7 protein-coding genes are annotated in these 13,262 nt (G+C 67.3%); 4 read left to right on the top strand and 3 right to left on the bottom strand.

All coding sequences use genetic code 11. The features are described 5' to 3' along the window. Positions 1-11 precede the first annotated feature (11 nt). Genes ACH0AE_RS06275 through ACH0AE_RS06260 form a run of 4 tightly spaced genes read left to right on the top strand, consistent with a single transcriptional unit; the run spans position 12 to position 8,094 of the window. Complete coding sequence (locus ACH0AE_RS06275) at positions 12-1,553, top strand: tryptophan halogenase family protein (protein ID WP_294442509.1); 1,542 nt, start codon at positions 12-14, stop codon at positions 1,551-1,553. A gap of 22 nt (positions 1,554-1,575) precedes the next feature. Further along, on the top strand, positions 1,576-3,507 hold the full coding sequence (locus ACH0AE_RS06270; protein ID WP_294442510.1) for a sialate O-acetylesterase: 1,932 nt from the start codon (positions 1,576-1,578) through the stop codon (positions 3,505-3,507). 31 nt (positions 3,508-3,538) lie between these two features. Continuing rightward, positions 3,539-6,208, top strand: a complete 2,670-nt coding sequence (locus ACH0AE_RS06265) for a glycoside hydrolase family 3 C-terminal domain-containing protein (protein WP_406875543.1) — start codon at positions 3,539-3,541, stop codon at positions 6,206-6,208. After that, complete coding sequence (locus ACH0AE_RS06260; RefSeq protein ID WP_294442512.1) at positions 6,205-8,094, top strand: NPCBM/NEW2 domain-containing protein; 1,890 nt, start codon at positions 6,205-6,207, stop codon at positions 8,092-8,094. Before ACH0AE_RS06265 ends, ACH0AE_RS06260 begins: the two co-directional genes overlap by 4 nt. A 9-nt stretch (positions 8,095-8,103) precedes the next feature. Here ACH0AE_RS06260 and ACH0AE_RS06255 read toward each other — a convergent pair whose 3' ends face one another. Genes ACH0AE_RS06255 through ACH0AE_RS06245 form a run of 3 tightly spaced genes read right to left on the bottom strand, consistent with a single transcriptional unit; the run spans position 8,104 to position 13,108 of the window. After that, entirely contained in the window at positions 8,104-9,162 is a 1,059-nt protein-coding gene (locus ACH0AE_RS06255) for an alpha/beta hydrolase family protein (RefSeq protein ID WP_294442513.1), read from the bottom strand. Next, positions 9,159-11,543, bottom strand: coding sequence for a glycoside hydrolase family 95 protein (locus ACH0AE_RS06250; protein WP_294442514.1), 2,385 nt, complete (start codon positions 11,541-11,543; stop codon positions 9,159-9,161). Before ACH0AE_RS06250 ends, ACH0AE_RS06255 begins: the two co-directional genes overlap by 4 nt. A gap of 5 nt (positions 11,544-11,548) precedes the next feature. Beyond that, positions 11,549-13,108 carry an alpha-N-arabinofuranosidase gene (locus ACH0AE_RS06245; RefSeq protein WP_406875550.1) on the bottom strand — a complete coding sequence of 520 codons (1,560 nt, stop codon included), beginning with the start codon at positions 13,106-13,108 and terminating at the stop codon, positions 11,549-11,551. Between the last annotated feature and the right edge of the window lie 154 nt (positions 13,109-13,262).

The raw sequence follows: 13,262 nt of genomic DNA, 5'->3' as shown, positions 1-13,262 counted from the left end.
GAGGTTCGGTGATGAAGCCCGTACAGAACATCGTGATCGTTGGCGGGGGCACGGCCGGCTGGCTGACCGCCGGCGTCATCGCGGCAAAGCACCAGACGCGTCGCCCGCACGGCTTCACCGTTACGCTGGTCGAATCCCCCAACATCCCGATCATCGGCGTTGGCGAGGGTACCTGGCCGACGCTGCGCGCGACGCTGCGCAAGATGGGCATCTCCGAGACCGCATTTCTCCGCGAGTGCGATGCCGCCTTCAAGCAGGGTGCGCGCTTCAACCGCTGGACGACGGGCGCCGCCGATGACGGCTATTATCACCCGCTGATGCTGCCGCAGAACTTCGGCCAGGTTAATCTGGCGCCGCACTGGTTGGCGAATGAAGAGGGCCAGAGTTTCTGCGACGCCGTGACCTCGCAGGGCCGGATCTGCGACCAGGGGCTTGGCCCCAAAACGATGGCGACGCCCGAGTTCGAGGCGGTTGCGAACTACGCGTATCACCTGGACGCCGGCAAATTCTCGAGCTTCCTTCAGCGGCATTGCTGCGATCAGCTTGGCGTGCGCCACCTGCTGGCTGACGTGACCGAGGTGCGGATGGCCGAAAACGGCGATATCGCCGGGCTGGACACCGCACAGGGAATTGCAATTGAGGGCGATCTGTTCGTCGATTGCACCGGCTTCGCCGCGCTGCTGATCGGCGGCGCGATGGGCGTGCCGTTCCTCCCGCGTGGCGGGGAGCTGTTCTGCGACACCGCACTTGCGATCCAGGTGCCCTACGCGAATCCCGACGATCCCGTCGCCTCGCATACCATGTCGACCGCGCAATCGGCGGGTTGGATCTGGGATATCGGGCTGCCCACCCGCCGGGGTGTCGGTCACGTCTTCTCGTCCAGCCACATCAGCGCCGAAGAGGCCGAGCGGGAGCTGCGCACGTATCTCGGCGGCGCGGGCGCCGACTTGCCCGTTCGGCAGCTCAAGATCCGATCGGGTCATCGGGAGCGCTTCTGGGAGCGCAACTGCGTCGCCGTCGGCCTCGCCGCGGGATTCCTCGAGCCGCTCGAAGCATCCGCCATCGTTCTCATCGAATTATCGGCCAAGCTGATCGCGGAGCAGCTGCCCGCCTGCCGTGAGGTGATGGACACCGTCGCGCGTCGCTTCAACGACACCACAAGCTATCGCTGGGGGCGCATCGTCGACTTCCTGAAGCTGCACTATGCGCTGACTCAGCGCACCGACACCAACTTCTGGCGCGACAACGTCCGCACCGAGACGATGAGCGATCGGCTACGCGAGTTGATGGAGCTGTGGAAGTTCCAGTCGCCGTGGTTGCACGACGAGTTCGATCGGGTCGAGGAGGTATTTCCCGCCGCAAGCTACCAATATGTCCTTTACGGCATGGGCGCACGCACTGCGCTGATACCCGGCATGCTCGACGAGGAAATCGCCGTCGCCGCGCGTGCGCGCCGCGAGAACAAGGCGCAGACCGATCGGATGATCACAGCCCTTCCCCGCCACCGGGACCTGCTGGAGCGGATCGCCCGCCACGGCCTGAAATCGATCTGATTGAGCGAGCGCCCTTCCCCTGATGCTGAAACCTGCCCTGTTCGTCGCGCTGGCCCTCGCCGCCCCATCCATCGCCGCCGCGCCGCGGCTCGATGGGGTGATCGGCGATCACGCGGTCGTGCAGCGCGATCAGCCGATCACCGTGTCGGGCGAGATCGCCCCGGGCGAGTCGGTGATGGTCGCCCTCGGCGGCCAGGTCGCAACCACGACGAGCGACGGCGACGGGCGGTTTTCCGTCCTTCTACCCGCGCTGCCCGCCGGGGGGCCGTTCGATCTTACCGTTGCTGCGGCGAGTGGCGCGACCGTGGCGCGCGACATCCTTGTCGGGGACGTCTTCCTCTGCTCGGGACAGAGCAACATGGAGTTGCGCGTCGATCAGGCGCAGGCACTGTTCCCCGAAGCACGCCCCCCCGTCGACGACGGGCTGCGCCTCCTGACGGTTGATCGCGCGGTCGCGATAACCCCGCAGCGCCGCTTCGCGCGAAAGCCGGAATGGTCGATTGCCGGCCCCGAGACGGCACAGCGCTTCTCGGCGGCATGCTTCTTCATGGTGCAGTCGCTTCGCGGGACAGCGAAGGTGCCGATCGGCGCAATCCACGCGAGTTGGGGCGGGTCCCGCATCAGCGCGTGGATGAGCGACAGCGCGTTGCGTGCGGCCGGTATGGGGGCCGAGGCTGATCAACTCACCCGCTACGGACGCGATCCGGCGGGCACGGCCGCTCAGGCGGGCGCCGCCTGGGAGGCGTGGTGGCGCAGCACCTCGGGCGATGCCCCGGGCGCCGAACCATGGCAACCCAGTGCCACGATCGACTGGCAACCGGTGCCCGCAATCACCAATTTCGAGGCGTGGGGCGTCCCCGCTCTCGCCGACTACAACGGCATGATCTGGTACCAGCGCGAGGTTGAGGTATCGGCGGCGCAGGCGAAGCAGCCCGCGACACTCATGCTCGGCGCAGTCGACGATGCCGACCGTACCTGGCTCAACGGGCGCGGCGTCGGCGGCAGCAGCCAGCCGGGTCAGCAGCGCGTCTACAGTCTTGCACCGGGTGCCCTGCGCGCGGGAAGCAACGTGCTGACCGTCAACGTCGACGACGGTTATGCCAACGGCGGCATGACCGGTCCGGCCCAGGCAATGCGCCTCATCTTCGCGGACGGGTCGATCATTCCGCTGGGAGACGGCTGGCGCTACGCGGTCGCCCAGCCAGTAGGCGGCGGCGCGCCGCGCGTTGCATGGGACGACATCAACGGCGCGGGCACATTGTTCAACGCCATGATCGCCCCCCTCGCTCCGGTCCGGCTCGCGGGTATCGCTTGGTACCAGGGTGAGTCGGACACCGACATTCCCGGTTATGATCGCCGGCTGGCGGCGCTCATCGCCGACTGGCGGCAACGCTTTGGCACCGCGCGCACGGCCGCGGGAATCGTGCAGCTCTCCTCCTACGGCGACCCGGCAAGCACACCGGTCGAGAGTGGCTGGGGATATATCCGCGACGCGCAGCGTCGCGTGGCGGCCGCCGATCCGCACGCCGGCCTTGCCGTCACGCATGACATTGGCGATCCGTTTGACATTCATCCCGGCGAGAAACGCCACGTCGGCCTGCGCCTTGCACGGGCGATGCGTGCAGCGCTCTATGGCAAGCCAGAGGCTCCCGCGGGACCGGCTATCGCCGACGCTAGGCTTGCCACCGATGGCAGCATCGTCCTGCGCTTCACGGGCGTCACCGGCGCGCTACACGCAACCGGATCTGATCGCGCGATCGGCTTCGAGCTTTGCGAATTAGCCCCCCGCACCTGCCGCTTTGCCTCGGGCACGGTGCACGGCAGCGCGATCACGCTGCCTGCCGACGGCCGCCGCGTCACGCGCGTACGCTATGCCTGGGCGGACGTGCCCGCCACCAATTTGACCGACGAAACGCCGCTACCGGTCGGCACCTTCGAGGTGCCGGTCCGCTAACGCCAGCGACGTTCAGCAGGGGGAGATGCTGATGCGACATGTATGCAAGGCGGTGCTGCTCGCCGCCGCCGCGCTCGTGACGACGACCGGCACACTGGCACGCGAGACAGCGCCCATCGCCCCCCGCCCCGAAGGAAGCGACGAGGCGAGCCGACTGGCGCGCGCGCTTGTCGCCCGCATGACGCTTGAGGAGAAGCTGCCGCAGCTGCTGAACGTCGCGCCAGCGATTCCGCGGCTGCAGATCCCCGCCTACAATTGGTGGACCGAGTCCCTGCACGGAGCGCTGGGGCCGCTTGCGACGACCAACTTCCCCGAACCCATCGGGCTCGCCGCCACCTTCGACCGCGACATCGTGCGTGACGTCGCCGCAGCGGTGAGCACCGAGGTGCGCGCGCTGCACACCCTGGGGCGCCAGACCGGGCGGCTGGGCCGAATGGGGACCGGGCTCGATACCTGGTCGCCCAACATCAACATCTTCCGCGATCCGCGCTGGGGCCGCGGGCAGGAAACCTATGGCGAGGATCCGTTCCTGACCGCCGCGGTGGGCAGCGCGTTCATCCGCGGCATGCAGGGCCCCGACCCCGATCGCCCCAACGTGATCGCCACGCCAAAGCACTTTGCGGTTCACAGCGGCCCTGAGGGCACGCGCCACGAGGCGAACGTCTTCGTTTCCGCACACGACCTCGAGGATACCTACCTGCCCGCGTTCCGTGCCGCGATCGTGGACGCGGGCGCTGGATCGGTCATGTGCGCCTACAACCGGATCGACGGCCAGCCGGCCTGCGCCAGCGACCTGCTGCTCAAGGATCATCTGTTCGGCGCCTGGGGCTTTCGCGGTTACGTAGTGTCGGACTGCGATGCGGTGCGCGACATCGCCGACAACCACAAATATGCGCCGGACGCAGCCGCCGCCGTCGCCGCGGCGATGCGCGCGGGCGTCGACAACGAATGCAACCGTGGAACGCTGAGCGACACCGCCGGTCTGGAGGAACGTTATCGCGAGGCGTTGACGCGCGGCCTCATCACCGAGGGCAATGTCGACGACAGCCTCGTGCGGCTGTTCGCCGCGCGCTATCGCAACGGCGACCTTCCCGGGCTCGCCAAGGCACCGGCCGCGGTGCCGGCTTCGGCGGTCGGCTCGCCCGCGCATCGGCAGCTCGCAGTGGCAGCGGCCGAGAAGTCGATGGTGTTGCTGAAGAACGCGGGCGTGCTCCCGCTCGGACCGGGTGTGCGCGTCGCGGTAATCGGGCCGCTCGGGGACGCGACGCGGGTGCTGCGCGGCAATTACTCCTCGCCGCTGTCTGGCCCTCCCGTCTCCGTCCTCGAAGGCCTGCGCACCGCGCTCGGAACCGATCGTGTATCCCTGGTCCCGTTCGGCGAGTCAGTCACCGACGGCGATCGCGTGCCACCGACCGCGCTGTTGACGCCGGACAGACGGCCGGGCGTGCTGGTCCGCTATTTTAATCCCGAGACGCCAGCCCCCGCCAAGTTCGCGCCCGGCACACGGGAAAAGCTGCTGGCGACGATCAAGTACCAAGCCCAGCCTGTCGTCACCCGCGTGGAACCCGACGTGGGCGATCGCAACCTCGAGCTCGCCAAGGTCGCCGACGTTCACCGCGCCGAATGGTCTGGCTTCCTAATGCCGCCGGAAAGCGGCAGCTACCGCGTCGGCCTGTCGGGCAGCGGAGCGACACTGACGCTCGACGGCCGTGTGATTTCCGACCGGACCAAGGCCCGGTGGAACGATCTTCCCACCATGACGACGCTGAAGCTCGTGGGTGGCCATCGCTATCCCTTCCGCATCACCGGGAACGACGCCAACCTGATGTGGAAGCGCGTATCGCCGAACCCCGCCGCGAATCTGCAGGCAGCCGCCGATAAGGCCGACGTGCTCGTTGCGGTGGTGGGCCTCACCTCTGACCTTGAGGCCGAGGAGACAGGGGTTAAGGTGCCGGGCTTCTCCGGGGGCGACAAGACGACGCTCGATCTACCCGCCGATCAACTCGCGATGCTCGAACAGGCGCGCGCCACCGGCAAGCCGATCGTCCTGGTGGCAATGAACGGCAGCCCGATCAACCTGGCGTGGGCCAAGGACAATGCCGCAGCGGTGCTCGAGGCCTGGTATCCCGGCGAGGCGGGCGGCACGGCCATCGCCAACATCCTGTCAGGACGCTCCAACCCGGCGGGTCGCCTGCCCCTTACCTTCTACCGCAGCATCGATGACCTGCCACCCTTTGACGATTATCGCATGGCGGGGCGGACCTATCGCTACTTCCGCGGCACGCCGGTCTACCCGTTTGGCCACGGCCTGAGCTACACGAGCTTCGGCTACGCGCCGCTGCAGGTGACCCCGGTCCGCGGTGACGCGGGCAAGGGCATCCGGGTCACAACGCGCGTGACCAACACCGGCGCGCGCGCCGGCGACGAGGTGACACAGCTCTATCTGCGTTTTCCGCAGAAGCCGGGGGTACCCGATCTCGCGCTGCGCGGGTTCCAGCGCGTCTCTCTCGCGCCCGGTCAGAGCCGTGACATGACGTTCGAGCTTTCCCCGCGCGACCTGAGCGCTGTCGCGCCGGACGGGCAGCGTTCCGTGTTCACCGGTGACTATCAGGTAAGCGTCGGCTCGGGGCAGCCCGGAGCGGGTGTCGCAGGGCACACCGCCAGCTTCACGGTCGCCGAAGCGCTGGATCTGCCGCGGTGATCCGCCGCGTGGCGCTTTGCGCGGCGGCGCTGGTGCTGCCGCTGTCCGCAGCTGGCGACCCGCTGGCGCCGACCGGCCGCTGGAGCGCCAACACTGCCGGCCACGCACCGGTCCCGCCGATGGGCTGGAACAGCTGGAACGCCTTCAACAGCGATGTGGACGAGGAGAAGGTGCTCGCATCCGCCAAAGCGCTGGTCGACACCGGCCTCGCCCGGCTGGGCTATCGCTACGTCAACATCGACGACGGCTGGTGGCTGAAGCGCCGCCAGCCGGATGGCCGGCTTATCATCCGCACGGCGCGCTTCCCCTCCGCTGCGACCGGCACCGACCCTAGCTTCCGCCCGCTTACTGACCGGCTGCACGCGATGGGGCTGAAGGCCGGCATCTATTCCGACATCGGCCGCAACAGCTGCGGCCAGATCTACACGCCCGACTTCAAGAACCAGCCAGAAGGCACTGTCGCTGAGCGCGAAGTGGGACTCTACGGCCACGTCGACCAGGACATCCGCCTATTCTTCGCCGAGTGGAACTTCGATCTTATCAAGGTCGATGGCTGCGGCGTCCGCGGGCTGCCCGCCGAGGCGCCACGGGTCCGCGCGGGGCTGTACCGTGCGCTGCCGCCGCTGATCGACACCCAGTCGCTGGGCGACACCAACATAAGCGCTGTACGGACATTATACGAAGCGGTCGGCGCTGCCATCCGCCGCCATGCCGGCCACCGCGACTATGTCTTCTCGCTCTGCCTGTGGGGCTCGGCAGACGTGCGCAGCTGGGGCAAGGACGTGGGCAACATGTCACGCACCAGTGACGACATTCAGCCAGTGTGGGCGCGTATGCTCACCAATCTCGACACCGTGACGCATCGTGCGCTCTATGCTCATCCAGGCTCTTGGAACGATGCCGACATGCTGTTCGTCGGCTCGGGCGAGTTCGATGAGGCGCACTTGACCGAGGCGCGATCGCACTTCTCGCTTTGGTCGATCCTCAATTCGCCGCTGATCATCGGCTACGACCTGCGCAAGCTGACGCCTGCGCTGCTGACGATCTTCGGCAACCGCGAAATCGTCGCGCTCAACCAGGACGCTGCAGGCAACCAGGCGGTGCTCGCCTACGATTCGGATCAGGCGCAGTTCTTCGTCAAGTCGCTCGCAGACGGCAGCAAGGCGGTGGCGCTGTTCAACCGGACGGCGACCCCGGTCGATGTCGTGCTGACCGCCGGGCACCTCAAGATGCTGCCGACGCGCGATGTCGCGCTGCGCGATCTCTGGTCGGGCAAGGAGCACCGCTTCCGCGGCGAGCTTCCGCTCACACTTGCGCCGCACGAGACGATCGTGTTCCGCGCCACGGGCGCGCGGCGGCTGCCGGACGGCGTGTACCTCTCGGAGCAGCCCAGCCGCGTTAATCCGGCATTCGATGGCGTCCTGCTACCTGAGGCCGACCCAACGATTCACCGCTCGATCACACCCTGGATCGGCACCCGCGGCGGCGGCGAGCATGTCCAATATGCCGGCTGGGGCGGCGCCGAGGCGGACCGGGCGCCCTATGGCAAGCTGCTCCGGGTAGCGCGCACCGAATACGATACGGGGATCGGGGTGCTCGCGGGCTCGCGGCTCGAGGTGCGCAACGCAGATTTTCGGCGCTTCACCGCGCGCGTGGGCGTCAACGACACTGGCTTGCCTGCCGCGGGGACGATTACCTTCGAGGTATGGGGCGACGGTCGCCTCCTCGCCCGCTCGCCTGCCAAGGCGTTCGGCGAACCGGCAGAGCTGCTGGCTGCGGACACTACCGGGGTGCGCATCCTCGAACTGGTCGCGCGCGGTGCCGGCGCTCGGCCGGACCTGCCAACGCAACCCGCCACCTGGGCTGACGCCGCCCTGTTGCGCTGACGGCGGCGCTCAGTGAGGGAACGCGAGCGCGCCGGAAAAGAACGGCAGCACCACGTCCTGGAAGCGCGTCGCGACGCCGCTGGTGTGATCGCCCGGATAGACTTCGAAGCGGTTGGCGATCCCGTAGCGGTCTAGCGCCTCGTGGAGCCGCAGCGCATCGTCCTTGAGGCCGTCGCGATCGCCAACATCGATGCCGATCGCCCGGTAGCGTCGCAGGTCAGCGACGTGCTGGTCGAGCATTGCCAGCGGCGCGTTCGCTGCCCAGCGCGCCAGCACGTCCGATTGCGGCTGACCGTCCTTCACGGGCAGGTCGAGGAACAGCGGGGGCGCCTTCGGATTCGGTGACCAGGCCGCCGCCGTTGCGAGCTGCGCGCGCAGCAGCCAGGGCAACGAAGCGCTGTCGGCCGGCGCTCGCAGGGCCCGCAGCGTCTGCTCCTGCGCCGGATCGGGCGTGCCGAGCGCGCGCACCGAGAGGCAGCACGGACTCAGCATGTAGATCGCACCGAACACGTCAGCGTGGTTCATGCCGATGCGCGCGGTTCCGTAGCCGCCCATCGAATGCCCTGTAAGCCCCCTGCTCTCGCGCTTGGGAAGCGTGCGATAGTGCGCGTCGACATAGGCGACGAGATCCCGCGCGATAAATGTTTCGAAGTCCCCCACCGCCACCGAACGCGAATAGAAGGAGCCGTTGTGAACGGTTTTGCTGTCGGGCAGCACGACGATCATCTCGCGCGCGCCCTTGGCGAACGCGCCCTCAACCGTCTGCGGTACATGAATTTCACCGATCCACTGTGTCGCGCCGATCGAATAACCATGCAGCGCATAGACGACGGGGTACCGTCGACGCGACGCGGTGCGATAGCTCGGCGGCAGCACTACAATGACCTCGCGGTCAGCGCTCTCGCCCTCCAAATTGCCCTCGATTGCGGGCGAGTGAACGGTAATGCGCTCCACTGTCACCGGCTTCGCGCCAGGGACGACGGGCGGCGCCGGCGTAGCGACCTGTGCCCAGCAAGGCGACACGAATCCGAGCAGCACCGCGCTGGCTAAAACAAGGGTCCGGATCATGCTGTGATCTCCTTTCCGGACGCGGGAGCCCCCGGTGCGATTTCAAGCGTCGGTCCGCGCAGTTGCAGCGGCCGACCGGGCTGCAGCATCACCTCACGCACCGTATTGGCGTGGCGGATCACGCGACGACCCCCGTCCTGTGCGGTGACGGTCGCTTCGATCAAGCGACCGGATCCCCAGCTGAGATCGACGACGGCGGCGCCACGCGCGCGCAACCCGGCAATGCTGCCGGCCGGCCACGCGCGCGGCAGCGCGGGCAGCAGCAGGATCTCATCATCCCTGCTCTGCAAGAGCATCTCGGCGATCGCGCGCGTGCCGCCGAAATTACCGTCGATCTGGAAGGGAGGATGCGCGTCGAACAGGTTGGGATAAGTCCGCTCTGGGCCGAGCAGGTAAGCAAGAATGCGGTACGTCCGCTCACCGTCGCGCAGCCGCGCCCAGAGGTTTGCGCGCCAAGCGGTCGCCCAGCCGGTCGACTCGTCGCCGCGCAACTCAAGTGAGCGCCGCGCGGCGTTGGCCAGCGCAGGCGTACGATCCGGGTCGATCTGGTAGCTTGGGAACAGCGCGTAGAGGTGGGACACATGGCGGTGCTGCGGCTCAGGTGCCGCCATGTCCCAGTCCTCGCGCCATTCCTGAAGCTGCCCCGCGGCGCCGACGCGATCAGGCGCGAGGCGCGCGCGGGCTGCGTGCAACTCATCCACAAGCGCACGATCAGTGCGGAGCAGCGTGGCGGCGCGGGCGACCTGATCAAACAGGTCGCGCAGGATCTGGTTGTCCATCGCGGGCCCGGCGCAGAGCGATGCTCCCCTCGCGTGCGTGTTCTCGGGCGACAGCGAGGGATTGGTCACTAACGCGCCGGTGGCGGGATCGTCCTGAAGCGTGTCGAGGAAGAACAGCGCCGCGCCGCGCATCAATGGATAGACCGAGCGTAGATACGTGAGGTCGCGCGCAAAATCGTAATGATCCCATAGATGGGTAGCGAGCCAGGCGCCGCCCATCGGCCATAGGCCCCATTGCGCACCGTCGATCGGCGCGGTGGCGCGCCACAGATCGGTATTGTGGTGGCACACCCAGCCCCGAGCACCGTACATCTTGCGCGCGGTGCAGGCGCCGGAAACAGCCAGATCGCGCACCATCTCGACGAGCGGAGCGACACATTCGGGCAGCGCGGTGACGTCCGTCGGCCAATAATTCATCTGCGTGTTGATGTTGACGGTGTACTTCGATTGCCAAGGCGGATCGGCCGCCTCGTTCCAGATGCCCTGGAGGTTGGCGGGCTGGCCGCCGCGCTGCGACGAGGCGATCAGCAGGTACCGGCCGTAATCGAAATAGAGCTTCACCAGCGCCGGATCACCAGCGGCGCCAGCGCGAATGCGTTCATCTGTCGGCCGATCGGCGGACGCCGTACGGCCGAGGTCAAGCCGCACACGGCGGAACAATCGCTGGTGCGCGGCGATGGCATCGGCGCGGATGGCCTCGAACGAACGGCGGGCGGCACGATCGAGCGTCGCGCGGCACGCCGCCTCGGGATCCCCGCTGACGTCATCGAAACTTCTGTAGCTTGTCGCCATCGCGATCAGGATCGTGATCGAGCGCGTGCCGTGCACCACCAGGCGGTCTCCGTCAGTGGCGACGCTGCCGTCGTCTGCAGCGACGTGCGCACCGGCCGCGAAGCGCAACGCTCCCGCGATCCCCGCACGCGCGCCGTTCCTGCCCGTCAGCCAGAGCAGCCCGCGCTGCGACACCGTCCGTGCGTCCGGCTGCGCTGAGCGCAGGCTGATCGCTAGATCGAAGCTCCGGTCCGCGGCGATGCGCAGCGCGATCAGTTCGTCGCCCCCGGCCGCGAAGACCTCCCGCGTGAAGTTCCCCCCGCCCCGCCTGAAAAAGGTGGTGCTGACCGCCGAGTCGAGATCGAGTTCGCGCCGATATGCCGAAACGTCGCCAGCATCATGGCCTTGCAGCTCGATGAACAGGTCACCGAGCGGCTGGTAGGCCATCTGCGTCCGCGGGCGGCCGATCAGCGCCTTGTCGGCAAGCGCCTGTGCCGCTGCATAGTCACCCGCCGAAACGAGGCGCCGCACCTCCTCCAGCGCCTCGCAGGCGCCAGGCGCTACTGGATCGTATGGCCCGCCGGTCCACAGCGTCGCTTCGTTGAGCTGCAGCCGTTCTCGCTCGACGCCGCCGAACACCATCGCCCCGAGCCGCCCGGTGCCGACCGGCAACGCTTCGGTCCAGGTCGCGGCAGGGCGGGTGTACCACAGCAGGCTGTCGCGCTTTCGCGTGACCGCTGGTGAAGCCGGGGCCGGAAGTGTCAGCGCTGCCGCGGTGCCGGCAGCGCCTTCGAGCACCGCCCGGCGCGTCAGGCGGGAAGTGCCGACCATGCCGCTCAGCGCAGTTCGAGCACCACGATCGACTTGGCCGGCAGCGTCGCGGTGATCGCCCCGTTACCGAATTGCGCTCCGGTGAAGGGGGCAGGCGCCACAACATCCGGCTGATCGAAGCTGTTATGCGCATCCATCGCTGCCGCGGTGATGATGCGGCCGCTGGCGGCAGCCGGCTGCACGCCGCTCAGGCTGACAGACACAGGCACGGCGCGGTTTGGATCGATATTGACCAGCGCGACATGCACCTGGCCCCCCGTGTCACGCACCGCCGAGACGCTGACTGCCGGAAGCGCGAACTCGTCCTTATGATACCAGGGCGAAGTGACATCAGCCGCCAGTGTCGTCGCGCCCTGCCACGGTTTGTAGAGGTCGAACGCCCAATAGGTCGGGGTCTTCACCATGCGCGCGCCATCGGTAAGCAGCATTGCCTGGAGCACATTCACCATCTGCGCGATTGCCGCCATCCGCACACGGTCGGCGTGCTTGGCGAAAATGTGGATGTTCAAGGCCGCCACCAGCGCATCGCGCAACGAGTTCTGCTGCTGCAGGAACCCCGGGTTGGATCCAGGCGCCGGATCGTACCAGGTGCCCCACTCGTCCACCGCCAGCATCACCCGCTTCTGAGGGTCGTACTTGTCCATGATGGCGCTGTGCTTGGTGATATATTCGTCCATCTCCAGCGTGTGCGCGAGTGTGGATGCCCATTCGCGCTCGGGGAACGCGAGTGCCGCGCCCTTGTCCTCCCAGTTCTTGTCGCGCGGGCGGGTGTAGAAATGCAGTCCAAGCCCGTCGATGTACTTGCCCGAGAGCTTCATCATCGTCTCGGTCCACTCGTAATTCGCGTCGGACGGGCCGCTGGCGATCTTCAGCGGCTTCTGACCACCTGCCTTGGCGAACTGCGCATATTGATTCGTGAGATCGGCGGCATATTCGGCGCGCATGTTGCCGCCGCAGCCCCACAATTCGTTGCCAATCCCCAGATACGCAACTTGCCACGGCGCCGCGCGGCCGTTGCGCGCGCGCTCCTTCGCCAGGACGGTCGTGCCGCTCGGTGCCGTTAAGTACTCGACCCATTGCGACGACTCGGCCGGCGTTCCGCTCCCGACATTGAGCGAGACGTAGCTCTTCGCACCCAGCCGCTCGGCAAAACCCATGAACTCGTGGGTGCCGAAGCTGTTGTCCTCGTTCACCCCTCCCCAGTTAGTATTGACCTTTACCGGCCGCTTGTTCGACGGGCCGATCCCGTCACGCCAGTGATACTCGTCCGCAAAGCAGCCGCCCGGCCAGCGAACCATCGGCACGTTGATCGCCTTCAGCGCGGCAAGAACGTCACGCCGATAGCCTTCGTCGTTCGGAATACGCGAGCCGCGCCCGACCCAGATGCCGCCGTAGATGCCCGTGCCGAGATGCTCGGCAAACTGGCCGAAGACTTCTGGCGCGATCTGCGGGCCTGGCTGATCAGCGCGTACCGAAACAGTAGCCTCGGCGCGCGACTCCTGTGCGGCGACAACGCTCGGAAAAGGCATGGTAGCGAGCAGCAGCGCCGCAACGGCCTGCTTCATCGGCGCAGCAACGCCAATCCGATCCAGTCGCGATGTCACTACTTCCCCTCCCCTTCGTCCATCATCAGTTCTATGACGGGTGTTTATTTGTAGGAGTAGTTTAACTGGAACCGTGTGGTCAATGCTCAACAGCTTGACGACGATCCGACGTATG

It is taken from the genome of Sphingomonas sp. 179-A 2A2 NHS (assembly GCF_045371305.1).
Classification (GTDB): domain Bacteria; phylum Pseudomonadota; class Alphaproteobacteria; order Sphingomonadales; family Sphingomonadaceae; genus Sphingomonas.
Note: the sequence above shows the minus strand (reverse complement) of the source record. Positions and strands in the feature narration are given on the sequence as shown.